This window comes from Pseudomonas sp. R1-6, from assembly GCF_051132115.1.
GTDB lineage: Bacteria > Pseudomonadota > Gammaproteobacteria > Pseudomonadales > Pseudomonadaceae > Aquipseudomonas.
The window spans coordinates 1,908,168-1,932,089 of record NZ_CP071662.1 but is presented as its reverse complement, the minus strand read 5'-3'; the positions used below and the strand labels follow the sequence as shown (position 1 = coordinate 1,932,089).

23 protein-coding genes are annotated in these 23,922 nt (G+C 60.6%); 21 read left to right on the top strand and 2 right to left on the bottom strand.

Going from position 1 to position 23,922, the window contains the following annotated elements; genetic code table 11:
- The 21 genes from J3P81_RS08940 (at position 1) to J3P81_RS08840 (ending at position 21,967) form a co-directional block, all read left to right on the top strand.
- The gene (locus J3P81_RS08940; RefSeq protein WP_434563258.1) at positions 1 to 201 is read left to right on the top strand and encodes a cbb3-type cytochrome oxidase subunit 3; all 201 of its coding nucleotides are present in this window, start codon (positions 1 to 3) and stop codon (positions 199 to 201) included.
- Complete coding sequence (gene ccoP / locus J3P81_RS08935) at positions 198 to 1,151, top strand: cytochrome-c oxidase, cbb3-type subunit III (RefSeq protein ID WP_434563256.1); 954 nt, start codon at positions 198 to 200, stop codon at positions 1,149 to 1,151. The genes J3P81_RS08940 and ccoP (J3P81_RS08935) overlap by 4 nt, the downstream gene beginning before the upstream one ends.
- Positions 1,152 to 1,632: 481 nt before the next feature.
- Positions 1,633 to 3,075: a cytochrome-c oxidase, cbb3-type subunit I gene (gene ccoN / locus J3P81_RS08930; protein ID WP_420764704.1), complete on the top strand. Its 1,443-nt coding sequence runs from the start codon at positions 1,633 to 1,635 to the stop codon at positions 3,073 to 3,075.
- A complete protein-coding gene (gene ccoO / locus J3P81_RS08925) occupies positions 3,075 to 3,683 on the top strand; it encodes a cytochrome-c oxidase, cbb3-type subunit II (RefSeq protein ID WP_039589059.1) in 609 nt (202 codons plus the stop codon). Before ccoN ends, ccoO begins: the two co-directional genes overlap by 1 nt.
- A 5-nt stretch (positions 3,684 to 3,688) precedes the next feature.
- Entirely contained in the window at positions 3,689 to 3,874 is a 186-nt protein-coding gene (locus J3P81_RS08920) for a CcoQ/FixQ family Cbb3-type cytochrome c oxidase assembly chaperone (RefSeq protein WP_003183474.1), read from the top strand.
- Positions 3,871 to 4,854, top strand: coding sequence for a cytochrome-c oxidase, cbb3-type subunit III (ccoP, locus tag J3P81_RS08915; RefSeq protein ID WP_434563254.1), 984 nt, complete (start codon positions 3,871 to 3,873; stop codon positions 4,852 to 4,854). The genes J3P81_RS08920 and ccoP (J3P81_RS08915) overlap by 4 nt, the downstream gene beginning before the upstream one ends.
- A 149-nt stretch (positions 4,855 to 5,003) precedes the next feature.
- Positions 5,004 to 5,258, top strand: a complete 255-nt coding sequence (locus J3P81_RS08910; protein WP_420764706.1) for a type II toxin-antitoxin system Phd/YefM family antitoxin — start codon at positions 5,004 to 5,006, stop codon at positions 5,256 to 5,258.
- Complete coding sequence (locus J3P81_RS08905) at positions 5,259 to 5,669, top strand: type II toxin-antitoxin system VapC family toxin (RefSeq protein ID WP_420764707.1); 411 nt, start codon at positions 5,259 to 5,261, stop codon at positions 5,667 to 5,669.
- A 95-nt stretch (positions 5,670 to 5,764) separates the two neighbouring features.
- Positions 5,765 to 10,183, top strand: a complete 4,419-nt coding sequence (locus tag J3P81_RS08900) for an RHS repeat-associated core domain-containing protein (RefSeq protein ID WP_434563252.1) — start codon at positions 5,765 to 5,767, stop codon at positions 10,181 to 10,183.
- The gene (locus tag J3P81_RS08895; RefSeq protein WP_434563250.1) at positions 10,174 to 10,584 is read left to right on the top strand and encodes an SMI1/KNR4 family protein; all 411 of its coding nucleotides are present in this window, start codon (positions 10,174 to 10,176) and stop codon (positions 10,582 to 10,584) included. The genes J3P81_RS08900 and J3P81_RS08895 overlap by 10 nt, the downstream gene beginning before the upstream one ends.
- 84 nt (positions 10,585 to 10,668) lie before the next feature.
- Positions 10,669 to 11,280, top strand: a complete 612-nt coding sequence (locus J3P81_RS08890) for a hypothetical protein (RefSeq protein WP_434563248.1) — start codon at positions 10,669 to 10,671, stop codon at positions 11,278 to 11,280.
- Between the two features lie 505 nt (positions 11,281 to 11,785).
- A complete protein-coding gene (locus J3P81_RS08885) occupies positions 11,786 to 12,145 on the top strand; it encodes a DUF6124 family protein (RefSeq protein ID WP_434563246.1) in 360 nt (119 codons plus the stop codon).
- A gap of 496 nt (positions 12,146 to 12,641) precedes the next feature.
- Positions 12,642 to 13,112, top strand: a complete 471-nt coding sequence (locus tag J3P81_RS08880) for a hypothetical protein (protein WP_434563244.1) — start codon at positions 12,642 to 12,644, stop codon at positions 13,110 to 13,112.
- Positions 13,113 to 13,469: 357 nt separating this feature from the next.
- Positions 13,470 to 14,885 (top strand): cytochrome c oxidase accessory protein CcoG, encoded by a 1,416-nt coding sequence (ccoG, locus tag J3P81_RS08875; RefSeq protein ID WP_434563242.1) that lies wholly within the window; start codon positions 13,470 to 13,472, stop codon positions 14,883 to 14,885.
- A gap of 11 nt (positions 14,886 to 14,896) precedes the next feature.
- Entirely contained in the window at positions 14,897 to 15,436 is a 540-nt protein-coding gene (locus J3P81_RS08870) for a FixH family protein (RefSeq protein WP_420764714.1), read from the top strand.
- Positions 15,437 to 15,456: 20 nt separating this feature from the next.
- The gene (locus tag J3P81_RS08865) at positions 15,457 to 17,907 is read left to right on the top strand and encodes a heavy metal translocating P-type ATPase (RefSeq protein WP_434563240.1); all 2,451 of its coding nucleotides are present in this window, start codon (positions 15,457 to 15,459) and stop codon (positions 17,905 to 17,907) included.
- Between the two features lie 24 nt (positions 17,908 to 17,931).
- Complete coding sequence (ccoS, locus tag J3P81_RS08860) at positions 17,932 to 18,150, top strand: cbb3-type cytochrome oxidase assembly protein CcoS (protein ID WP_420764716.1); 219 nt, start codon at positions 17,932 to 17,934, stop codon at positions 18,148 to 18,150.
- Positions 18,143 to 18,826: a sulfite exporter TauE/SafE family protein gene (locus tag J3P81_RS08855; protein WP_434563238.1), complete on the top strand. Its 684-nt coding sequence runs from the start codon at positions 18,143 to 18,145 to the stop codon at positions 18,824 to 18,826. Before ccoS ends, J3P81_RS08855 begins: the two co-directional genes overlap by 8 nt.
- Before the next feature lie 305 nt (positions 18,827 to 19,131).
- A complete protein-coding gene (gene hemN, locus J3P81_RS08850; RefSeq protein WP_434563236.1) occupies positions 19,132 to 20,514 on the top strand; it encodes an oxygen-independent coproporphyrinogen III oxidase in 1,383 nt (460 codons plus the stop codon).
- 94 nt (positions 20,515 to 20,608) lie between these two features.
- Entirely contained in the window at positions 20,609 to 21,343 is a 735-nt protein-coding gene (gene fnr / locus J3P81_RS08845; RefSeq protein WP_420764719.1) for a fumarate/nitrate reduction transcriptional regulator Fnr, read from the top strand.
- A gap of 75 nt (positions 21,344 to 21,418) precedes the next feature.
- Positions 21,419 to 21,967, top strand: coding sequence for an adenine phosphoribosyltransferase (locus J3P81_RS08840; RefSeq protein ID WP_420764720.1), 549 nt, complete (start codon positions 21,419 to 21,421; stop codon positions 21,965 to 21,967).
- A gap of 130 nt (positions 21,968 to 22,097) precedes the next feature.
- On the opposite strand, the gene recR is transcribed toward J3P81_RS08840, so the two are convergent.
- Positions 22,098 to 22,700, bottom strand: coding sequence for a recombination mediator RecR (gene recR, locus J3P81_RS08835; RefSeq protein ID WP_181286939.1), 603 nt, complete (start codon positions 22,698 to 22,700; stop codon positions 22,098 to 22,100).
- Positions 22,701 to 22,766: 66 nt separating this feature from the next.
- Positions 22,767 to 23,795: an NADP-dependent oxidoreductase gene (locus J3P81_RS08830; protein ID WP_434563234.1), complete on the bottom strand. Its 1,029-nt coding sequence runs from the start codon at positions 23,793 to 23,795 to the stop codon at positions 22,767 to 22,769.
- Positions 23,796 to 23,922 lie beyond the last annotated feature (127 nt).

The window sequence follows — 23,922 nt, the reverse complement described above, 5'->3', positions numbered from 1 at the left end:
ATGGTGCTTGAAATGAGTACTGGAATGATCCGCGGTCTGGGCACCGTCGTGGTGTTCATCGCCTTCATCGGCCTGGTCCTGTGGGTGTTCAGCAGCAAGCGCGGCCCGGAATTCGCCCAGGCACGCCTGCTGCCGTTTGCCGATGAGCCGCCCGCCGACCTCATCCCCCAAGACCCTGAACCAAGGAGTACCTGGTCATGACCACTTTCTGGAGTACGTGGATCTGCGTACTGACCCTCGGCAGCCTCATCGGCCTGACCTGGCTGCTGATCGGCACCCGCAAGGGCGAGACCAAGGGCAGCGTCGACCAGACCATGGGCCACAGCTTCGACGGCATCGAGGAATACGACAACCCGCTGCCGCAATGGTGGTTCCTGTTGTTCGCCGGCACCTTGGTGTTTTCCGTTGGCTACCTGATTCTCTATCCGGGCCTGGGCAACTGGAAAGGCATCCTGCCCGGCTACGACAACGGCTGGACCGGCGCCCATGAATGGGAAAAGGAAATGGCCAAGGCTGACGCCAGGTTCGGGCCAATCTTCGCCAGGTTCTCCGCGATGCCGGTGGAAGAAGTCGCCAAGGATCCGCAAGCCTTGAAAATGGGCAGCCGGTTGTTCGCTTCCAACTGCTCGGTCTGCCATGGCTCGGACGCCAAGGGCGCCTTCGGCTTCCCGAACCTTGCCGACAGTAACTGGCGCTGGGGCGGGAATGCCGAAACCATCAAGGCGACCATCATGGGCGGCCGCATGGCAGCGATGCCGGCCTGGGGCGACGTGTTGGGAGATGCCGGGGTCAGGAACGTCGCCGCGTATGTGCGACACGATCTGGCAGGCCTGCCGCTACCGGCGGACAGCGGTGCCGACCTGCAAGCCGGCCAGCAAGCGTTCAGCACCACCTGCGTCGCCTGCCACGGCGCCAACGGCCAGGGCACCGAAGCCATGGGCGCCCCGAACCTGACGCAACCGGCCGGCTTCATCTACGGCACCAGCCTGGCCCAATTGCAGCAGACCATTCGCCATGGTCGCCAAGGCCATATGCCTGCGCAGAATGAACTGCTTGGCAATGATAAGGTGCAACTGCTCGCGGCTTACGTCTACAGCCTGTCCCAGGGTGTCGGCACCGAGCGCCTGCAAGCGGAACACAAAAGCGAATAAATCCTGACCACACGAACAGCCGCGTTCATCTGGATGCGGCCGTTCCGTGCCCCTGCGCGACTCATTGTCGCACCCTGCCTTAGTCTTTCTTTCGGTTCCATGGAATCAGGTCTAAGCTTGCCTTTGCGTGTGCTGGCGACTGCCGGTTTCAGGTCGATCCGACCCGATGCGTTCGACAATCGTTCGACAAAAAGGCCGCAAAGGCAGGTGAATACCGGCTGTTGCGACAGTTGCCTGTCACCCCCCGAACGCCGTGTTTGAACACACCCCGTTACAACCGACCTGACCCCCTCGCCTCCTTCCTTTGTCGCGACATTTTGCCGAGGGCCAATTTTGTCCCTACACCGAACATGGAAAGGCCGCAGAATCAGCTTTGGAAAGCATTGACCCCGGTCATGGCGCGTTGCAATGACCCCCCGCTTTCTCCATACTTGCGACCGATTTTTATCCTAATAAAACACCCAAACCGTGGAACCTTAGAATGAGCACAGCAATCAGTCCGACTGCTTATAACTATAAGGTAGTCCGCCAGTTCGCCATCATGACGGTGGTCTGGGGGATCCTTGGCATGGGGCTCGGTGTCTTCATCGCCTCGCAACTGGTCTGGCCGGAGTTGAACTTCGATCTGCCATGGACGACATTTGGACGCCTGCGCCCGCTGCACACCAACCTGGTGATCTTCGCCTTCGGTGGTTGTGCGTTGTTTGCCACTTCTTATTACGTCGTGCAGCGAACCTGCCAAACGCGACTGATTTCCGACAGCCTCGCCGCCTTCACCTTCTGGGGTTGGCAAGCGGTGATCGTTGGCGCGATCGTGACCTTGCCAATGGGTTTCACCACCACCAAGGAATACGCGGAACTGGAATGGCCCCTGGCTATCCTGCTGGCCATCGTCTGGGTGACCTACGGTTTGGTGTTCTTCGGCACCATCGTCAAGCGCAAGACCAAGCACATCTATGTCGGCAACTGGTTCTACGGTGCGTTCATCGTCGTCACCGCCATGTTGCACATCGTCAACCACGCGTCCCTGCCGGTCAGCTTCTTCAAGTCTTACTCGGCCTATTCGGGCGCCACCGACGCGATGATCCAATGGTGGTACGGCCACAACGCCGTGGGCTTCTTCCTGACCACCGGCTTTCTGGGGATGATGTACTACTTCGTGCCGAAACAGGCCGAGCGTCCGATCTACTCCTATCGTCTGTCCATCGTGCACTTCTGGGCGCTGATCACCCTGTACATCTGGGCCGGCCCTCACCACCTGCACTACACCGCGCTGCCGGACTGGGCACAGTCCCTGGGCATGGCGATGTCGATCATCCTGCTGGCGCCAAGCTGGGGCGGCATGATCAACGGCATGATGACCCTCTCGGGCGCCTGGCATAAGCTGCGCACCGACCCGATCCTGCGGTTCCTGGTGGTGTCTTTGGCGTTCTACGGCATGTCGACCTTCGAAGGCCCGATGATGGCCATCAAGACCGTCAACTCCTTGAGCCACTACACCGACTGGACCATCGGCCACGTACACGCCGGCGCCCTCGGCTGGGTAGCGATGATTTCCATCGGCGCCATCTACCACATGATCCCGAAACTGTTCGGTCGCGCGCAGATGCACAGCACTGGCCTGATCAACGCGCACTTCTGGCTCGCGACCATCGGCACCGTGCTGTACATCGCCTCGATGTGGGTCAACGGCATTACCCAAGGCCTGATGTGGCGTGCGATCAACGATGACGGCACCCTGACCTACTCGTTCGTCGAAGCGCTGCAAGCCAGCCACCCGGGCTTTATTGTCCGTGCCCTGGGCGGCGCGTTCTTCGCCAGCGGCATGCTGCTGATGGCTTACAACGTATTGCGCACCGTTCGTGCCTCTGACCCGGCTGAAGCTGAAGCCGCTGCCAAGATCGCCGTTGTTGGAGCTCACTGATGAAGCACGAAGCAGTAGAGAAGAATATCGGCCTGCTGGCCTTCTTCATGGTTATCGCCGTCAGCATCGGCGGCCTGACCCAGATCGTTCCACTGTTCTTCCAGGACGTGACCAACAAGCCGGTCGAAGGCATGAAGCCGCGCACCGCCCTTGAACTCGAAGGCCGCGACGTCTACATCGCCAACGGTTGTGTCGGCTGCCATTCGCAGATGATCCGTCCGTTCCGCGCCGAGACCGAACGCTACGGCCACTACTCGGTCGCCGGTGAAAGCGTCTGGGACCACCCGTTCCTGTGGGGTTCCAAGCGTACCGGTCCGGACCTGGCCCGCGTGGGCGGCCGCTACTCCGACGACTGGCAGCGTGCGCACTTGTACAACCCGCGCAACGTCGTGCCTGAGTCGAAAATGCCGGCTTACCCGTTCCTCGTAGAAAACAAGCTCGACGGCAAAGACACCGCCAAGAAAATGGAAGTCCTGCGCTCCCTGGGCGTTCCCTACACCGACGAAGACATCGCCGGCGCCAGGGATGCCGTGAAGGGCAAGACTGAAATGGACGCGCTGGTGGCCTATCTGCAAGGCCTGGGCACCATCATCAAAAGCAAACGGTGATCTGGATGGATATCGGGATGATTCGTGGCCTGGGCACCGTCGTCGTGATGGTGGCCTTCATCGGCCTGGCTCTGTGGGTGTTCAGCCCAAAGCGTAAGTCGGAGTTTGACGACGCGACCTTGCTGCCGTTCGCGGACGATCCCGAAGCCATCAAGCACGTCGAGCAAGCTTCTAGGAGTAACAAAGAATGACTACGTTCTGGAGTCTGTACGTCACAGTCCTCAGCCTGGGAACGATCTTCGCCCTGACCTGGCTGCTGCTGTCGACCCGTAAGGGCCAGCGCAGCGAAGCCACCGAGGAGACGGTCGGCCACTCCTTCGACGGGATCGAGGAGTACGACAACCCGCTGCCGAAGTGGTGGTTCATGCTGTTCGTGGGCACCATCATCTTCGCCCTCGGCTACCTGGTGCTCTACCCCGGCCTGGGTAACTGGAAGGGCCTGCTGCCAGGCTATAACTACCTGGACACCGAAAAGCAGACCCCTTTTGCCAACGGCCAGACCGGCTGGACTGGCGTGCATGAGTGGGAAAAGGAAATGGCCCGCTCGGATGCCAAGTTCGGTCCGATCTTCGCCAAGTTCGCTTCCATGCCGATCGAAGAAGTCGCCAAGGACCCGCAAGCCTTGAAGATGGGTGGCCGCCTGTTCGCTTCCAACTGCTCGGTCTGCCACGGTTCCGACGCCAAGGGTGCCTATGGCTTCCCCAACCTGACCGACGCCGACTGGCGCTGGGGCGGCGAGCCGGAAACCATCAAGACCACCATCATGGGCGGCCGTCACGCCGTCATGCCGGGCTGGGCTGCCGTGGTTGGCGAACAAGGCGTCGCCGACGTGGCCTCCTACGTCGTGACCGGCCTGCACGGTCGCAAACTGCCGGAAGGCGCCAAGGCGGATCCGGCCAATGGCCAGAAACTGTTCGCAGCCAACTGCGTGGCTTGCCACGGTCCGGCCGGCAAAGGCACGCCCGCCATGGGCGCACCTGACCTGACGCACCCGGCCGGCTTCATCTACGGTTCCAGCTTCGCCCAGCTGCAGCAGACCATCCGCTACGGTCGTCAAGGCCAGATGCCGGCCCAGGCCGACATGCAAGGCAATGACAAGGTCCACCTGTTGGCCGCCTATGTCTATAGCCTGTCACATGGCGAAAAGGCTCCGGCCGCTGACGCTCAGTAAAGCAACTCCCTGATACACCAAAGGCCCCGCCAATTCATTTGGCGGGGCCTTTTTTATCGGCCTTCGAAAATGTCGAGCCTGTTTCCCCTTGCCTGCACTTGGCGCCAGTAGTAACGTGCCTACATTCAGTTACCATGGGGTACGCCACCATGTCCGTCACTACCATTTCCAGCCGCGAATTCAACCACGACACAAGTGGTGCCAAAAAAGCCGCCCGTGAAGGGCCGGTGATCATCACCGATCGTGGCAAGCCGGCCCATGTGCTGCTAAGCATTGAGGAGTACCAGAAACTGACCGGCATTGGCGCCAGTATTGTCGAGTTGCTGGTCATGCCCGACGCGTCGGATATCGACTTCGATCCCGAACGTGCCGTCATCACTCCCCGATCGGTCGACCTGTCCTGAATGTTTCTACTCGATACCAATGTCATCTCGGAGCTGCGCAAACCCCAAGCCGACAAGAACGTGCAGGCTTGGGCACGCAGCGTCCCCGCCCCCAGCCTCTACGTCTCGGCCATTACCGTGTTGGAGCTGGAAACCGGCGTCTTGCGCATCGAACGCAAGGACCCGGTGCAAGGCAGTCGCCTGCGCGCATGGCTGGACAACCACGTCATGCCCACGTTTGCCGGCAGGATTCTCGCCGTCGACCGCGCCGTTGCGCTTCGCTGCGCACGTCTTCACGTTCTCGACCGCAGCAATGAATGCGATGCTTTGATTGCCGCCACCGCGCTGGTTCACGGGCTGACCGTGGTGACCCGCAACGTGACGGATTTCCAGAGCAGCGGCGTGGCGTTGCTCAACCCTTGGTCAAGCTGATAACACAACGGACTCACCACTTAACGCCAGGGAGACAGGCGCAATGAAAGGCATCGAACCACCCAAGCATACAAGCGCCAGTTTGAGCATCGTCCATGTCTGACGCGCTCTGGGCTGCCCGCCTGGGCGACGCGCTGAACCACACTTCAATGATGGCCGACATTCTCGGCGGCGTGCTGGAGGTGGCGGCGAACATCGCGATCACTGCCGTGGCGACCGCCGCGGTGGTCGCCGCCACGGGCATTACCGTGGTCACTGGCGGCCTGGGCTGCTTCGTGCTCGGCCTGGTGGTGGGAACGGTGGTCGGCCTGGCCATGAGCAAGACCGGGGCCGATAAAGGCTTGAGCAATATATGCGAAGGCATCGGCAACGCCCTCTTTCCGCCCACGGTGCAGGCCAACATCCTCACCGGGTCCACCGACACCCTCACCAACAACATACCCGCCGCCCGCGCCGCCGGGGCGATTCAATCCCATGTCGCCCCGGCCGGCACCGAGCTCGAAGCCTCCGAGCCAGAAGAAGAACCCAGCTACCTGGACATGGCCGGGTCATTCTTCTCGCAGATGTGGCGTCCTACCGTCGCCACGCCCGCGCCGGGCGCCGTACCCAAGCCCGAAGACTTGGTCATCTGCACGAAGCACCCGCCGATGCCCCCGCAATTCATGGCCGAGGGCTCGGACAAGGTCACCATCAACGGCCAGCCCGCCGTGCGCAGCGGCGACCGCAGCACGTGCGACGCGACGGTGGTGTCGTCCGGGCTGATCTCACCGGACGTGACCATCGGCGGCGGTTCGGTGGTAGTGCGCGAGATCCGCAGCGGCAAGACCCCGGGCGTGGGGTTGGCGGTCACGGCGCTTTTGATGCTCAAGGGCGGCAAAGGCAAGTTCTTCAGCAAATTGCCCTGCATGTTGGTGGGCGGCGCGGTGTCCATGGCCGCCAGCAGTGCGGCGAACGCGGCTGCCAACGCCGCCCTGGGCTCGCCGAACCCGGTGCATGCCGCCACCGGCGCCAAGGTGCTGGGTGGTGATGAAGAGCTGGACTTCGTCTTGCCCGGCATCCTGCCGATAAACTGGCAGCGTTTCTACAACAGCCGCGACGAACGTCACGGCAGCCTGTTCGGTGCCGGGTGGAGCGTGAGCTATGAGGTACAGGTCGAAATCCTCCCTCACCCCGACGGCGGCGAAACCCTGGTCTACACCGATGAACAGGCGCGCCCCATCGACATGGGCTCGATCCCATTGGGCGGCGCGGTGTTCAGCGCCGGCGAGGGTCTGGCCGTGCGCCGTCACGCGAACGGGCAATTGCTGATCGAAAGCGACGACGGCCTGTACCGTTTGTTCGAACCCACGCCGGTCAACCCGGCACACCTGCGCCTGAGCCAACTGGGTGACCGCAACGACAACCGTATCCACCTCGACTATGACGACGCCGGACGCCTGGTACGGCTGCGCGACACCTTCGATCTGGTGCAGGTCGAGTTGATTCGCGAAGGCGAACGCGTCAGCCGGATCGAACGTCTCTATCCTGATCAATCGCGGGAAGTGCTGGTCAGCTACGCCTACGACGCCGCATGCAACCTCGCCGAAGTACGCGACGCTGGCAACCAGATGCAACGGCGTTTCAGCTATGACGGCGGGCAGCGGATGGTCGAGCACCAATTACCCACCGGCCTGCGCTGCTTCTATGAGTGGGCCTTGATCGAAAGCCAGGAATGGCGCGTGGTCCGGCACTGGACCGACGAAGGCGACGCCTACCAGTTCGACTATGACCTGCACGCCGGTATCACCCGCATCAGCGACAGCCTGCAACGCGTCAGCATTCGGCACTGGAACAGCCAGCACCAGATCATCCGGTTCAGCGACAACCTCGGCCAGACGTGGCTGTTCGAATGGAATGATGAACGTCAGTTGCTCAGCGCCACCGATCCACAAGGTGGCCAGTATCAGTTCAGCTATGACGATGCCGGCAATCTGATCAGCGAAACCGACCCGATGGGCCGCAGCGAATCCACCCTCTGGCTCGAACATTGGGGACTGCCGCTGGTGGACACCAACGCCGCCGGCCACAGCTGGAAATACCGCTACGATCAACGCGGCAATTGCACCGCGCAAACCGACCCGCGGGGCCACATCACCCACTATCGCTACGACGCCCACGGCCAGGTCGTGGAAATCATCGACGCCACCGGCAAAAACAAAAAGCTGCGCTGGAACCCGTTTGGGCAATTGGTTGAACACGTCGATTGCTCGGGTTATCCGACGCGTTTCAGTTATGACCAGCGAGGCTACCTGCAAACCATCACCGATGCCCTCGGCGAGCGCACCCAATTCAGCTACGACGCCCAAGGGCGCTTGCTCAGCAGCCAATTGCCGGACGGCCGCACCGAGCACTACCAGCGCGACACCGCAGGCCAACTCACCGGCTACACCGACCCGGCCGGGCACACCACGCGCTACCAACACAACCGCCGCGGCCAGGTCCGCCTACGCACCGACGCCCAGGGCCGGCAAGTGCAGTTCGCCTACGACAGCTTCGGCCGGCTGCAAGCGCTGACCAACGAGAATGGCGAGAGCTACCGGTTTGCCTGGGATGCTGGGGATCGGTTGAGCGAGCAACAAGACCTGGATGGCAGCGCCAAACGCTACGACTACGACCGCCTCGACAACGTCGCGGCAGTGACGGCGATGCCTGCACCGTACGGCACGGGCCTGGCGCTCATTCCCGAAACACCGCCGGCGCCCATCGTCCATCGCCTGGAACGCGATGCCGTGGGTCGGCTGATCGCCAAAGTCACCGACGACGGCCGCACCGAATACCGCTACGACCCGCTGGACCAACTCACCGCCGTCACCTTCACCGACCTGCAAGGCAACGCGCAAACCCTGAGCTTCGCCTACGACGCCCTCGGCCAGTTGCTCGCCGAAAACAGCGCCGCCGGCAGCCTGCAACACCACTACGACGAACTCGGCAACCTGATCCAGACCCAACTGCCCGATGGCCGCTGGGTCAACCGCCTGTACTACGGCAGTGGTCATCTGCACCAGATCAACCTCGACGGCCAGGTCATCAGCGACTTCGAACGCGACCGCCTGCACCGCGAAGTGCTGCGTACCCAAGGGCAGATCAGCACCCGCAGCGAATACGACCGCAGCGGTCGCCTGCGCACGCGACAACGCCGCCACAGCGGCCAACCCTCGCTGTTGCCGGCGGCGGTGCAAAAACACTTCGAGTACGACCCCGCCGACAACCTCATCGGCAAACTCGACCAGCAACCCGCCGCGCAACAGCGCCAGCTCCTGCACTACGACGCCACCGGTCGCATCATCGCCAGCCAGGACAGCCTGCACGGCCAGCGCGAAACCTTCACCTACGACGCCGCCGCCAACCTGCTGGACGGCCCGGCCCCCGGCGCCGGATTGGTGATGCACAACAAACTGCTGACCTACCAGGACAAGCGCTACCGCTACGACGCCTTCGGCCGGATGATCGAAAAACGCAGCGCCAAACGTGGCGTGCAGCACTTTGCCTACGACGCCGAAAGCCGCTTGATCGAGGTGCGCAATGACAACGGCAGCGTGGTCAAAATGGCCTACGACCCGCTGGGCCGGCGCATCGAAAAAACCGAACACGACAGCCACGGCTACCCGCTGGGGGAAACCCGCTTCACCTGGGATGGCATGCGCTTATTGCAGGAAAGTCGATACAACCAGACTAGCCTTTATCTTTATACGGATAACACCTACGAACCCCTTGCGCGGATAGATGGATACGGTGCGCATCAGAAAGTCCGTTATTACCACAACGACCTGAACGGCCTGCCCGAACAACTCACAGAAGTCGACGGACGAAGCGTCTGGCAAGCTCGCTTTGAGGTGTGGGGTAACCCTCTTCAGGAAATTCGTGAACCCTACTTCATTGAAGAGCAAAACCTGAGGTACCAAGGACAGTATCTCGATCGAGAAATTGGGCTGCACTACAACGTTCTCAGGTTTTACGATCCTGACGTGGGTCGCTTCACTACGCCCGATCCAATAGGCTTGGCTGGAGGCCTAAATTTCTATGCCTATGCGCCCAACCCTATCGGCTATGCAGACCCTCTAGGCCTTGCAGTCGACCCGCTGATAAAACTGAAAGACCGTGGGTACACCGGCGTCACGAAGACACCTGGTGGAGGTCTCGACTATTCTGAAAGTAACGCGCTTTACAACAAAAAATCCGGCGTGAACCCAATCGTTAGAATTGAATACACTGGCGACTACGGGAAGGACTTCGAGGCCGCAAACAAGGCGGCCAAGTTGAGTCAAAAAACTACGCCATCCGGCCACGTATGGCACCACTTGGATGATTACGACCCGAAGACCAACACAGGCACGATGCAGCTCATCAAGCAAAACGCCCACAGCGGCATAAGCCATAACGGCGGTGTAGCTCAATACAAAGCAGCTACGGGCAAGGCCTACACCCACCCAGCTCGTTTCAAGAGCAGAACAAAAGGAGCATCCAAATGCGGCTGACCCTCGAAGAATCCGAACACGCCCTCTCTGTGCAAGAGTTGAATGAGTTCCAAGAAAAATTCAATGTGGAATTACCGACAGCCTTTAGGCAATTTTATCTAAAGCACAACGGCGGCGATTTGGCTGAGAGCAATAGCGAGAATGATTTTTTGCTGGGTGGATTCACTCCGATCAAATACGGACAAGCCCCTATCGAAACGGTCTATCGAGACTTGACGGACGACGTTCCGTCGTTAAAGCAAATGATCCCCTTTGCGTACGATCACGGTGGCAATTCCTTCCTCTTATCCGTTAAGGAGGCTGACTTCGGAAATATTTACCTGTACTTGATGGATGAAGAAGATCTGGCGTTCGTATGCGAATCATTTGAAGAATTCCTCGCTGAACTCACGGGTCAATAGAGCCATGCGTCATCGCTGGACAGGCTTAGTCTACACACGAGCCCGTGAAGCGATAGCCTCACGAGGCTCGCTCAGGTCTGCGCCATGAGTATGGAAATTCGCAAGCATCTGGAAGTGAAACTACTGGCGGCGCTGCAGCAAACAACGTCAGCCCACTTGGACCTGAAGGCCAGCAAAAACAAACTTGGCCTGCTCGCTGCCAAGGAAAAATTTGGGGAAATCTACGTTCAACACCTAACCAAGGCCGACGGCTATTACGCGGGGTTGGAGCTCTATACCCGCGAGGCCTTCAGCTTCTGCAAAGAGCAATCCCCGCCCTACGAGAGCCGCCTGCTGAATGCATCGTTTTTATCGAAGAGCTCCTTGTCGGAGCAAGCAAAACAATTCGGTGACGAGCCGGGCGGCATCATCAGGACCCCGTCCCCTCAAGCCATCAGCGCAACCGTCAAGAAAATAAGCGAACGGCTCGAGAAATTTTACCTGCCCAAGGCAGAGCACAGCGTTCTTGGCTCCCCCACATTAATCGATGACGTGTTGGCCGAGCCGGATAACTATGCGTTCCCATTCCTGACGATTGTCTTTGTAGCGCACAAAAATAATCTGAGCCTGGATTCGGATTTGCTCAAGAACGCTCTGGCCACTAAATCAATATTCGGAAACAAGCAGTTCGACTTGCCGCTTGCGAAAAACTACTAGGCGCAGGTTAAGCGCAAATTCCCGTGGCGAGGGAGCTTGCCCTTGCTGGGCTGCACAGCAGCCCCAAAAAGGCAGGCGCATTCCTACAGAAAAAACGCTGCGCCACCGAGCGAAAGCAAGCTCCCTCGCACCGAATCCAGGGCATTACGAAGGCTTGTTTATTCTCCCTGCGCAATGCTTCCGACAAGCTACGAATCCTTGCGCCATTGCCTACAACTACGCCAGAATCCGCCCGCTTGTGCGCCTTGCCCATGGGTTCTATCGTTTCCCTGCCACTGCCCATCAGTGGTCGGGCTTGGCGGCCCGGTACACGAAAGGCGCAACAGCCCCCAATATGATTGCAATGTCTCTGGCATTTGGCACTCCTATGTTATGGCGGGTTGCGCAAGGATCCCTTCGGGGATGCCGGGTTCCTTTCGTGCCGGTCCGCCAACCTTGCGTAACCCGTCACCCCACCTGCTTGGCGGCAGACCGTGATGGTTCCTCTTACGAAAGGAGCTGCACCATGTTCAAAATTACACCGAATCCCCCCGAAACAGAGCGCATCTCTGCGTCCACTCAATCCAAAACGAAGAAACAAGACGAAGCAGAAAAGCGCGCCTTGGATTACTACCTGCTACCGAAACCGGAAAAGTCCGAAGATGCATCCAAACCGGACCTGCTCTTCATCGTGGCAAAAAACGCCGACAACGAATGCCTGCTCGCTAACCTCAGCGAAAACCTGGCATCCGCTGACGCGATGATCAGCAACCTAGCCTTCGACCTCGAAGGCCCCCGCCGCCACATCGCCCTCGGCATCCAGCAATTGATCGAACTGAGTTCAATGCTGGCCAGCCGTGTACTGGATAACGTCGACCCACGCTAGCTGCTACACCACCTCCGTGGCGAGGGAGCTTGCTCCCGCTGGGTGGCGAAGCCGCCCCAAAACAGACCGGCGCATCCCTACAGACACACCGCATCAGCCGGTTTACGACGGCTGCGCCGCCGAGCGGGAGCAAGCTCCCTCGCCACGGATCGCCTACACCTCAAAAGCAAGCGTGTAACCCGCCCTCACCAACCTGCAAGGCGACGTGCAAACCCTGAGCTTCGCCTACGACGCCCTCGGCCAGATGCGATTCAGCACGTCCAGTATGTGCGCAGTACAAAATCCGGAGCCACCTACAAGCTTGACTACCATCCAGGCGGCAGCCCTACCCAGCCCAACGTCCATGGAAATGATTATTGGAAGGTCTATAAAGTCAATAAAGCCGGTGAAGATGTTGTATTCGGCAGGATTGGACATAGTGACTTTAAAAATTATGACCCTCATAAAAGACTGACCCGTATACGTAAACGGCACGCTAATGAACGGTGGAACTTAAATGATTGATTTTGCAGCCGACATAAAATCCAAGCATTCAATTGCGAACATTTTATTGCAAGACAATATCTCGACCTATATGAATGAGCTCTATGAGCATCATAAAGTCGAGATAAAGAGCTACACGCTACCTGACGGTGAAACTAGAACAGCGTACGTAATCGATAGTACGCTCACCCTCTCAACCCTTCCTGACGGAACAATTTTTTCAATCGGTTGCAACGCGCGATACAAAGGGCTTTACGAACATACGCTTTCCACAGGGATGCCTTTTGACCAGATAAAGAAGCTGACCGAACGCCAGCGCATATTTAATGGCATCATAATCCTCAACGAGGATTTTGGCTTCTGCTACGTCTTGCCAACACCTTATGACGAGATAGCTGACAGCATCGAAAACATACCGCCGACGCTAACGCTGGATGAAATTTACATATCCGACTTTTCTTCCTGGCTTCATAAACCGCAATAACATAAACCATCAAATTATCCGTCTGAATGCCAGCTAGAAAGAGGCAGCGCGGAACGCTGGCTGAGCACAAGATTTGAGGCGAAACGCAGATCCCCTGACGAGGGAGCTTGTTCCCGCTGGGCGGCGAAGCCGCCCCCATCCAATCTCCGCCAATGCCATGCTCTGTCTATAGTCAATTGATCCAGGTCATGACTTGTTACATCCGCTACACCATTCAGCCCGGACACCCAACGCGACCAAAGGTCGCACCCTTGAGCCAGAGCGACAGGCGTATCATTGCGCCACTGCAACACCCTTTCTGACCGTGGTCGGCACGTACTGGCCTCGGCATTTTTCCACTGCCGTGGGATGCAATTGATGAGCAACCAGATTCCGGTACATGACGTTACCCCGCCTGCCAAAGACGCCAACAAAAGCGTCGACCTGTACGCCTCTCGGGAGAAAATCTACACCCGCGCCTTCACGGGCCTGTTCCGCAACCTGCGAATGGTTGGCGGGGGGTTTCTGTTCCTGCTGTATTTCGGCACGGTCTGGCTGAATTGGGGCGGTCACCAGGCCGTCTGGTGGAACCTGCCTGAACGCAAATTCTTTATTTTTGGTGCAACCTTCTGGCCCCAGGACTTCATCCTCCTCTCCGGCATGCTGATCATCGCCGCCTTCGGCCTGTTTTTCATCACGGTATATGCCGGGCGCGTCTGGTGCGGCTACACCTGCCCGCAAAGCGTCTGGACCTGGATCTTCATGTGGTGCGAAAAGGTCACCGAAGGCGACCGCAACCAGCGCATCAAGCTCGACAAGATGTCCATGAGCGCCAATAAATTCCTGCGCAAATTCGCCAAGCACAGCCTGTGGCTACTGATCGGTTTCGTCACCGGCATGACCTTCGTCGGTTACTTCACCCCGATCCGCGAACTGGTGTTCGAGTTCTTCACCGGCCAGGCCGATGGCTGGTCGTATTTCTGGGTCGGATTCTTCACCTTGGCCACTTACGGCAATGCCGGCTGGCTGCGTGAACAAGTGTGCATCTACATGTGCCCTTACGCCCGCTTCCAGAGCGTGATGTTCGACAAAGACACCTTGATCGTTTCCTATGACCCGCGTCGCGGTGAAAGCCGTGGCCCGCGCAAGAAAGGCATCGATTACAAGGCCCTGGGCCTCGGCGATTGCATCGACTGCACCATGTGCGTCCAGGTCTGCCCCACCGGCATCGACATCCGCGACGGCTTGCAGATCGAGTGTATCGGCTGCGCGGCCTGCATAGATGCCTGCGACAACATCATGGACAAGATGGATTATCCGCGCGGGCTGATCAGCTACACCACCGAACACAACCTCTCGGGGCAAAAAACCCATAAACTGCGCCCGCGCCTGATCGGCTACGCCTTGGTGCTGCTGGCCATGATCAGCTTGCTGGTAACGGCGTTTTTCATGCGTTCGCTGGTGGGTTTCGACGTCAGCAAGGACCGCGTGCTGTACCGCGAGAACGCCGAAGGCCGGATCGAGAACGTCTACAGCCTGAAGATCATGAACAAGGACCAACGCGACCATACGTACGTCCTGGAAGCCGCCGGCCTGCCTGATCTCAAGCTCGAAGGCCGACGGGAAATCAAGGTCGCCGCCGGCGAGATCTACAGCCAGCCGGTCGAATTGTCCAGCGCACCTGAACAATTGCCATCGAGCACCAACGAGGTGACCTTCATCCTCAAGGATGCCGATGACGAAAGCGTCCATGTTGAAGCCAAGAGCCGGTTCATCGGCCCACAGACTCGTTGAGAGAAATGAACATGCCTGCAGCAACTGCCACCAGCCCTTGGTACAAGCACCTCTGGCCGTGGATCATCATCGGTATCCTTGCCTGCTCGGTAACGCTGAGCCTGACCATGGTGACCATCGCGGTGAACAACCCGGATAACCTGGTTAACGACAACTACTACGAAGCCGGTAAAGGCATCAACCGCTCCCTGGAGCGCGAACTGCTGGCCCAGACCCTGCAATTGCATGCCAATGTGCAGCTGGACGACCTCACCGGGGAAGTCAACCTGCGCCTGGACGGCAACAGCCGTCCCCAGACCCTCGAACTGAGCCTGATCTCACCCACCCAGCCGGAGAAGGACCGCAAGATCGTCCTGACCCGCAACGACAGCGAACCTGGGCGCTACGTTGGCCAATTGGCAGACAAGGTCGAAGGCCGGCGCTTTGTCGAACTGCTGGGGGCGCAGAACGAGAAGACCTGGCGCTTGTTCGAAGAAGAGCAGATCAACCACGAACAGGCCATCTTGCTCGGTGATGAACCGCTGCAAGGCGCTGAAGACCTGAAGAAATAAGCCGCTTTTATGCAGCAACCATGACCACCCCACGGCCCTGCTACCACTGCGCCCTGCCCGTCCCGCCCGGCAGTCGCTTCACCGCCGTTGTCCTCGGTGAAACCCGCGAGCTGTGCTGCCCGGGTTGCCAGGCGGTGGCCGAAGCGATTGTGGCCGGCGGTTTGGAAAGCTATTACCAGCATCGCAGTGAAGCATCGGCCAACCCCCAGTCCCTGCCGGTGCAACTGACCGAAGAACTGGCGCTGTACGATCGCCCTGACGTGCAGCAATCGTTCGTTCGCCATGAAGGCGAGCTTTGCGAAACCACCCTGCTGATGGAAGGCATCAGTTGCGCCGCCTGTGGCTGGCTGATCGAAAAGCACCTGCGCGCTTTGCCAGCGGTGGCCGAGGCGCGACTGAACCTGTCCAACCATCGCCTGCACGTCCGCTGGGCCGACGCCCAATTGCCGCTGAGCACCCTGCTCGCGCAATTGCGCCAGATCGGCTACGCCGCGCACCCGTACCAGGCCGACCAGGCTTGCGAACAGCTCGCCGCGCAAAACCGTCTGGCCCTGCGCCAGCTGGGCGTGGCCGGCTTGCTTTGGTTCCAGGCGATGATGGCGACCATGGCCACCTGGCCGGAATTCAACATCGACCTGAGCCCGGAGATGCACACCATCCTGCGCTGGGTCGCGCTATTCCTGACAACGCCCATTGTGTTCTACAGCTGCGCACCTTTTTTCAAGGGTGCCATGCGTGACCTGCGCACTCGCCACCTGACGATGGACGTTTCAGTCTCCCTGGCCATCGGTGGCGCTTACATTGCCGGCATCTGGACCTCCATTACCGGTGTCGGCGAGTTGTATTTCGATGCCGTCGGCATGTTCGCCCTGTTCCTGCTGGCCGGCCGCTACCTGGAACGCCGGGCTCGGGAACGCACCGCTGCGGCCACCGCCCAATTGGTGAACCTGTTGCCGGCCTCGTGCCTGCGCCTGGCGGATGACGGCCAGAGCGAGCGCATCCTGCTCAGCGAACTGCATACGGGCGACCGGGTGCTGGTGCAGCCCGGGGCTATCCTGCCCGCCGACGGCAGGATTCTCGAAGGGCAGTCCAGCGTCGACGAATCGCTGCTGACCGGTGAATACCTGCCGCAACCCCGCCAGGCCGGCGATGCAGTCACGGCGGGCACGCTGAACGTCGAGGGCGCGCTGACCGTTCAGGTATTGGCCTTGGGGCAGGACACTCGTTTGTCCGCCATCGTCCGCCTGCTGGAACGCGCCCAAGGCGAGAAACCGCGCCTGGCGGAAATCGCCGACCGCGCCGCCCAATGGTTCCTGCTGTTCTCTCTGGTTGCCGCCTCCGCCATCGGCCTGTTGTGGTGGCATCTGGATGCTTCGCGCGCTTTCTGGATCGTCCTGGCGATGCTCGTCGCGACCTGCCCTTGCGCGCTGTCCCTGGCGACGCCAACCGCACTCACCGCAGCCACCGGCACCCTGCACAAACTCGGATTGTTGCTGACCCGCGGCCATGTATTGGAAGGCCTGAACCAGATCGACACGGTGATTTTCGACAAGACCGGCACCCTTACCGAAGGCCGCTTGGCGTTGCGCGCCATCCGCCCCCTGGCGGCGCTCGACAGCGATCAGTGCCTGGCCTTGGCCGCCGCCTTGGAGAATCGCTCCGAACACCCGATTGCCCGCGCCTTCGGCCGGGCGCCACTGGCCGCTGAGAATGTGCAGAGTTTTCCGGGACTTGGGCTTGAGGGCTTGGTGGGGGAACAGCGATTGCGCATCGGCCATCCCGGCTTTGTCTGCGACCCGAGTGGCGCCACCGTACCGGTGATGCCGGACGAACCTGGGCAATGGCTGTTGCTGGGGGATGATGCCGGGCCGCTGGCCTGGTTTGTCCTCGACGACCGTCTGCGTACGGATGCCCCGGCCCTTGTCGCGGCCTGCAAGGCGCGGGGCTGGCGCACGCTCTTGCTGTCGGGCGACAGCTCGCCGATGGTCGCCAGCGTTGCCACCGGACTGGGCATCGATGAGGCTCGCGGCGGCCTGCGCCCGGACGACAAGCTGGCCGTGCTGCAGCAGTTGCGTCAACAGGGCCGCAAGGTGCTGGTGCTCGGCGACGGCGTGAACGATGTGCCGGTACTGGCAGCGGCGGATATCAGCGTCGCCATGGGCTCGGCCACCGACCTGGCCAAGACCAGCGCCGACGCGGTACTGCTGTCCAACCGCCTCGAGGCCCTGGTTCACGCCTTCAGCCTCGCCCGGCGAACCCGTCGGGTCATCATCGAGAACCTGGTCTGGGCGGGGCTGTACAATGGCCTCATGTTGCCGTTCGCCGCCCTAGGCTGGATCACTCCCGTGTGGGCTGCGGCCGGCATGTCCATCAGTTCGCTGACCGTGGTCTTGAACGCGCTGAGGCTGACCCGCCAACCCAAGGTGCAGGTTCTTGATGCCACGCCCGATACCCGTCCGCAGCCGGCCTGAGCCGCGCGGGCATGGAGGTCCGACATGCCAGCTCTTTACGTAATGATTCCGGCCGCGCTGCTGATCGTAGCGATCGCCGTCTACATATTCTTCTGGGCCGTGGACAGCGGCCAATACGACGACCTCGACGGCCCGGCCCACAGCATCCTGTTCGACGAACAAGACCCGAACCATAAGGCCGCGGTGGAAGAAGCAAGCGGCGAGGCCCAGAAACCGGACGACAAGGCGCCGCCCCATGCTTGATCTGGCGCCGCTGTTGATATCGGCCGTCATCCTCGGCCTGCTCGGCGGCGGCCACTGCCTGGGCATGTGCGGCGGTCTGATGGGCGCCCTCACCCTGGCGATTCCCAAGGAACAGCGCAGCCGGCGTTTTCGATTATTGCTGGCGTACAACCTGGGGCGGATCCTGAGTTACGCCACGGCGGGCTTGCTGATCGGACTGGCCGGCTGGGCCGTCGCCAACAGCCCGGCGGCGATGATCATGCGGGTGCTGGCCGGTCTGCTGCTGATCGCCATGGGCCTGTATCTCGCCGGATGGTGGAGCGGCCTGACCCGTATCGAGGGGATCGGCCGGGGCTTGTGGCGACACATCCAACCCGTCGCCAACCGCCTGCTGCCGGTATCAAGCCTGCCACGGGCCTTGCTGCTCGGCGCGCTGTGGGGGTGGCTGCCATGCGGGTTGGTCTACAGCACCCTTCTCTGGTCCGCCAGCCAGGGCAATGCGCTGGACAGCGCGCTATTGATGCTCGCCTTCGGCCTGGGTACCTGGCCGGTGCTCCTCGCCACTGGCCTGGCGGCCGAGCGTGTCACCGCCCTGTTGCGTAAACGCAGCGTGCGCATGGCCGGTGGGTTGTTGGTGATCGTCTTCGGCATCTGGACACTGCCGGGGCCGCATCAGCATTGGCTCATGGGTCATTGACCGAGTCGCCTCCTCCTCAAGCAAATTTAGAGGAAATGAGCACATCATGATCGCAGCCCTGTGGCGAGGGAGCTTGCTCCCGCTGGCCAGCGAAGCAGGCCCCTACACCCCCAGGCAGAAACGCATGTAACTGATATTGCGTCTGCTGCGCAGCCGAGCGGGAGCAAGCTCCCTCGCCACGGATTTGAGTTGTCTGCACGAGCATCACCCTCGACGACTGCCAGCCCCGTTGACGCAAATCAACACGCCCTTTCCCACGCCCCCCTAGACTCGCGACCATGCCAGCCTATCCGGGGAACGCCCGCATGCTCGACGCCATCCGTTGGGACTCAGACCTCATCCGCCGCTACGACCTGGCGGGACCACGCTACACCTCTTATCCTACTGCGGCACAGTTCGCCGGCCAGGTGGGCACCTTCGACCTGCTCCACGCCCTGCGCGACAGCCGCAAGGCACACAGGCCACTGTCGCTGTACGTGCACGTGCCGTTTTGCGCGAACATCTGCTACTACTGCGCCTGCAATAAAGTCATTACCAAGGATCGCGGTCGTGCCCACACCTACCTGCGACGCCTGGAGCAGGAAATCCAACTGATCGGCTGCCATCTGGCCCCTTCCCAACGGGTGGAACAACTGCACCTGGGCGGTGGCACGCCGACGTTCCTGAGCCACGACGAGCTGCGCCAACTCATGGCCAGCCTGCGCAAGCATATGAATCTGGTGGACGACGATTCCGGCGACTACGGCATCGAAATCGATCCACGGGAGGCCGACTGGTCAACCATGGGCCTGCTGCGGGAGCTGGGCTTCAACCGGGTCAGCATCGGCCTGCAAGACCTCGACCCTGCCGTGCAGCGAGCCGTCAATCGCCTGCAGAGCCTGGAAGAAACCCGGGCGGTGATCGAAGCCGCCCGGACCTTGCAGTTCCGCTCGATCAACATCGACCTGATCTATGGCTTGCCCAAACAAAAGCCGGAAAACTTCGCGCGCACGGTCGAAGAAGTCATCAGCCTGCAACCGGACCGTCTCTCGGTTTTCAATTACGCCCACCTGCCGGAGCGCTTCATGCCGCAGCGGCGGATCGATGGCCAGGACCTGCCTACCCCGGTGCAGAAACTGGCCATGCTGCAAGGCACCATCGAACAGCTGACCGCCGCCGGTTATCGCTACATCGGCATGGACCACTTCGCCCTCCCCGACGACGAACTGGCGATCGCCCAAGAAGAAGCGACCCTGCAGCGCAACTTCCAAGGCTACACCACCCATGGGCATTGCGACCTGATCGGCCTCGGCGTGTCAGCCATCAGCCAGGTCGGCGATTTGTACTGCCAGAACAGCAGCGACCTGACCCACTACCAGAACACCCTTGCCGACGGGCAACTGGCAACCAGCCGCGGGCTGGTGTGCAACGCCGACGACCGTTTGCGACGCGCCGTGATCCAGCAGTTGATCTGCCATTTCTCGCTGGCGTTCGCCGAGATAGAGCGAGACTTCAATGTCGACTTGCGCGGTTATTTTGGCTCTTTATGGCCGCAACTACAGACGATGGCAGCCGATGGGCTGCTCGAATTGACGCAGACCCATATCAACGTACTGCCCGCGGGGCGCCTGCTGGTGCGTTCTGTCTGCATGGTGTTCGACGGTTATCTGCAGCAACAAAACCGCCAACGTTTTTCCCGGGTCATCTGAGCGCGACACTTTGACGGGGACACCGCACTGGCCGGAGTTTGTGCGCTGGGTTACCCTTACGTCTCATGTGTGTTTTCCCACAAGGATTTAAGAAATGTCCGAGCCAGTCAAATCCCGCGCTCACAGCCAGGCCCATTGCAAGGATTGCAGCCTGGCCCCTCTATGCCTGCCACTTTCGTTGAATCTGGAGGACATGGACGCGCTGGATGACATCGTCAAACGGGGACGGCCGCTGAAAAAAGGTGAGTTCCTGTTTCGCCAGGGCGATGGCTTCGACTCGGTTTACGCAGTGCGCTCGGGCGCCCTGAAGACGTTCAACCTGAGCGACGGTGGCGAAGAGCAGCTCACCGGTTTCCATCTGCCCAGCGAGCTTGTGGGCCTGTCGGGCATGGACACCGAGACCCACCCGGTCTCGGCCCAGGCACTGGAGACGACTTCGGTGTGCGAAATTCCTTTTGATCGTCTCGATGAGCTGGCGGTGCAGCTGCCGCAACTGCGTCGACAATTGATGCGGGTGATGAGCCGGGAAATTCGTGACGACCAGCAAATGATGTTGTTGCTTTCGAAGAAAACCGCCGACGAACGCATCGCCACGTTCCTGGTCAATCTCTCGGCGCGTTTTCGTGCCCGCGGGTTTTCGGCCAATCAGTTTCGCTTGAGCATGTCCCGCAATGAAATGGGCAACTACCTGGGCCTGGCCGTGGAAACCGTGTCCAGGGTGTTCACCCGCTTCCAACAGAACGCGTTGATCGCAGCCGAAGGCAAGGAAATTCATATTCTCGACCCGATCCAGCTCTGCGCCCTGGCCGGCGGCTCGGTCGAAGGCTGATGCGCTCGCGCGGCTGAGGCTTTCGCCCCGTCGCGCTATACTGCCGCGTTTGCAGCCAGCCAGGACACCTCGACGATGGTCTTCGACTCCTTCGACATCAAATCCCTGATCCGCCCCGTGATCGACTTCCCCAAGCCAGGCGTGATCTTTCGCGATATCACTCCGCTGTTCCAGTCGCCCACTGCCCTGCGGCTGGTCATGGACAGCTTCGCCCATCGCTATGTCGAGGCCGAGTTCACGCACATTGGCGCGATGGATGCCCGGGGTTTCCTGATCGGCTCGATCCTGGCCTATCAGTTGAACAAGCCGCTGGTGTTGTTTCGCAAACAGGGCAAGCTGCCAGCCGACGTACTGGCCGAGGGTTACCAGACCGAGTACGGCGAAGCCTTTCTTGAAGTGCACGCCGACAGCCTGTGCGAAGGGGATTCGGTGGTGATGTTCGATGACCTGATCGCCACTGGCGGAACGTTGATCGCCGCCGCCAACCTGATCCGCCGCATGGGCGCCAGGGTCCATGAAGCCGCGGCGATCATCGACTTGCCGGAACTGCTCGGCTCCCAGCGCCTGGAAGACATGGGCATCCCGACGTTCTGCCTGACGCAGTTCTCCCTCAGCGAAAAATAACCTGGCCAAATCACATAACCCATTGTGGGAGCGAGCCTGCTCGCGATGGCGGTAGATCTGTCGATACCTATACTGGCTGACACACCGCTATCGCGAGCAGGCTCGCTCCCACAAGGGATTCGTGTTGCGGCTACAACGCGATTGGCTTGCGCCCGGCAAACGAATGCGCCAGCGTCCCGCCGTCCACCAACTCAAGCTCCCCACCCAACGGCACGCCATGGGCGATGCGGGAGGCGACCAGGCCTTTATTGCTGAGCAGTTGGGCGATGTAATGCGCAGTGGCTTCGCCTTCGACCGTCGGGTTGGTGGCGAGGATGACTTCGGTAAACGTGCCCGCCTCCTCGATCCGCGCCATCAACTGCGGGATGCCGATGGCTTCGGGCCCCAGGCCGTCGAGCGGTGACAGGTGCCCCTTGAGCACAAAGTAACGGCCGCGAAAGCCGGTCTGCTCCACCGCATAGACATCCATAGGCCCCTCGACCACGCAGAGCAGGCTGTCGTCCCGTCGCGGGTCGGCGCATTGCGGGCAAAGATCGTCCTCGGTCAGGGTGCGGCACTGGCGACAATGCCCGACACCTTCCATGGCTTGGCTCAACGCCTGGGCCAGGCGCGAGCCGCCGCTGCGATCACGCTCGAGCAGTTGCAACGCCATGCGCTGGGCGGTTTTCTGACCCACGCCTGGCAAGGTTCGCAGGGCATCGATCAGTTGGCGGATCAAAGGGCTGAAGCTCATGGGGGAAACGTCCGACATAACAACGAGACGCGGTTTATACCCGCGCCTCCGATTAGCGTCAAATACTCAATCGCGCGCTACTCGCACCACCAACTTGCCGAAATTTCGCCCCTCCAACATGCCGATGAAAGCCAGGGGCGCATTTTCAAGACCGTCGACCACGTCCTCGCGGAACTTGACCTTGCCATCGCGCACCCAAGGCGCCATGGCGCTGATGAATTCCGGCTGGCGATCACCGTAATCATCGAACACGATGAAACCCTGGATGCGCACGCGCTTGGTCAACAGCGTGCGTTGTAGTTGCGGCAGGCGATCCGGGCCACTTGGCGGCTGATGATCATTGTAGGATGCGATCAAGCCGCAAAGCGGGACGCGCGCCTTGGCGTTGAGCAGCGGCACGACCGCATCGAAGACCTTGCCGCCGACGTTTTCGTAATAGATATCGATACCTTGATCGCAAGCCCTGGCAAGCTCTTCGGCGAAATTCGCGCTTTTATGGTCAATACAGGCGTCGAAACCCAGCTCATCGACCACGTACTTGCATTTTTCGCCACCGCCGGCCACCCCCACCACCCGCAAGCCCTTGATCTTCGCCACCTGGCCAACCACGGAGCCCACGGCGCCCGACGCCGCCGCCACGACCAGGGTTTCCCCGGCCTTGGGCTGGCCAATGTCCATCAACCCCATGTAGGCCGTCATGCCCGGCATCCCCAACACCCCCAGCGCCATCGAGGGGCTGGGCAAGCCGGAAGGGATCGGAATGACATCGCGGCCATCGCTGATGCAGTGGCTCTGCCAACCCGTGGCCCCCACCACCAGATCACCCTCTTGGAATTTCGGATGCATCGAGCGCTCTACGCGGCTGACGGCACCACCGGTCATCACCTCATCGATCTGCACCGGCGCAGCGTAGGAAGGCGCGTCACTCATGCGCCCGCGCATGTAAGGGTCCAGTGACAGGAAGAGCGTCTTGAGCAGGATTTGTCCTTCGGCCAGATCGGGCAACGTCACGTGTTCAAGTCGAAAGTTTTCAGGGGTTGGCGCACCTTGGGGGCGCGAGGCCAGCACGATGCGCTGATTGGAAATCGATGACATGGAGGCGTCTCCTAGTTCGTTGAGCGTACACGTATAGGGAGCAGACCATTGCCTTGGGGGCGCGTTCGATGTTTATGCCGGGATAGCACGGTGCAGCCTGCTCCGGACGGCGTTCCGACGAAAGCAG

Excerpts from the sequence above, each read along its gene's own strand:
- J3P81_RS08940 (WP_434563258.1), top strand. The coding sequence starts at position 1 with ATGGTGCTTGAAATGAGTACTGGAATGATCCGCGGTCTGGGCACCGTC.
- ccoP (WP_434563256.1), top strand. The coding sequence starts at position 198 with ATGACCACTTTCTGGAGTACGTGGATCTGCGTACTGACCCTCGGCAGC.
- ccoN (WP_420764704.1), top strand. The coding sequence starts at position 1,633 with ATGAGCACAGCAATCAGTCCGACTGCTTATAACTATAAGGTAGTCCGC.
- ccoO (WP_039589059.1), top strand. The coding sequence starts at position 3,075 with ATGAAGCACGAAGCAGTAGAGAAGAATATCGGCCTGCTGGCCTTCTTC.
- J3P81_RS08920 (WP_003183474.1), top strand. The coding sequence starts at position 3,689 with ATGGATATCGGGATGATTCGTGGCCTGGGCACCGTCGTCGTGATGGTG.
- ccoP (WP_434563254.1), top strand. The coding sequence starts at position 3,871 with ATGACTACGTTCTGGAGTCTGTACGTCACAGTCCTCAGCCTGGGAACG.
- J3P81_RS08910 (WP_420764706.1), top strand. The coding sequence starts at position 5,004 with ATGTCCGTCACTACCATTTCCAGCCGCGAATTCAACCACGACACAAGT.
- J3P81_RS08905 (WP_420764707.1), top strand. The coding sequence starts at position 5,259 with ATGTTTCTACTCGATACCAATGTCATCTCGGAGCTGCGCAAACCCCAA.
- J3P81_RS08900 (WP_434563252.1), top strand. The coding sequence starts at position 5,765 with ATGTCTGACGCGCTCTGGGCTGCCCGCCTGGGCGACGCGCTGAACCAC.
- J3P81_RS08895 (WP_434563250.1), top strand. The coding sequence starts at position 10,174 with ATGCGGCTGACCCTCGAAGAATCCGAACACGCCCTCTCTGTGCAAGAG.
- J3P81_RS08890 (WP_434563248.1), top strand. The coding sequence starts at position 10,669 with ATGAGTATGGAAATTCGCAAGCATCTGGAAGTGAAACTACTGGCGGCG.
- J3P81_RS08885 (WP_434563246.1), top strand. The coding sequence starts at position 11,786 with ATGTTCAAAATTACACCGAATCCCCCCGAAACAGAGCGCATCTCTGCG.
- J3P81_RS08880 (WP_434563244.1), top strand. The coding sequence starts at position 12,642 with ATGATTGATTTTGCAGCCGACATAAAATCCAAGCATTCAATTGCGAAC.
- ccoG (WP_434563242.1), top strand. The coding sequence starts at position 13,470 with ATGAGCAACCAGATTCCGGTACATGACGTTACCCCGCCTGCCAAAGAC.
- J3P81_RS08870 (WP_420764714.1), top strand. The coding sequence starts at position 14,897 with ATGCCTGCAGCAACTGCCACCAGCCCTTGGTACAAGCACCTCTGGCCG.
- J3P81_RS08865 (WP_434563240.1), top strand. The coding sequence starts at position 15,457 with ATGACCACCCCACGGCCCTGCTACCACTGCGCCCTGCCCGTCCCGCCC.
- ccoS (WP_420764716.1), top strand. The coding sequence starts at position 17,932 with ATGCCAGCTCTTTACGTAATGATTCCGGCCGCGCTGCTGATCGTAGCG.
- J3P81_RS08855 (WP_434563238.1), top strand. The coding sequence starts at position 18,143 with ATGCTTGATCTGGCGCCGCTGTTGATATCGGCCGTCATCCTCGGCCTG.
- hemN (WP_434563236.1), top strand. The coding sequence starts at position 19,132 with ATGCTCGACGCCATCCGTTGGGACTCAGACCTCATCCGCCGCTACGAC.
- fnr (WP_420764719.1), top strand. The coding sequence starts at position 20,609 with ATGTCCGAGCCAGTCAAATCCCGCGCTCACAGCCAGGCCCATTGCAAG.
- J3P81_RS08840 (WP_420764720.1), top strand. The coding sequence starts at position 21,419 with ATGGTCTTCGACTCCTTCGACATCAAATCCCTGATCCGCCCCGTGATC.
- recR (WP_181286939.1), bottom strand. The coding sequence starts at position 22,700 with ATGAGCTTCAGCCCTTTGATCCGCCAACTGATCGATGCCCTGCGAACC.
- J3P81_RS08830 (WP_434563234.1), bottom strand. The coding sequence starts at position 23,795 with ATGTCATCGATTTCCAATCAGCGCATCGTGCTGGCCTCGCGCCCCCAA.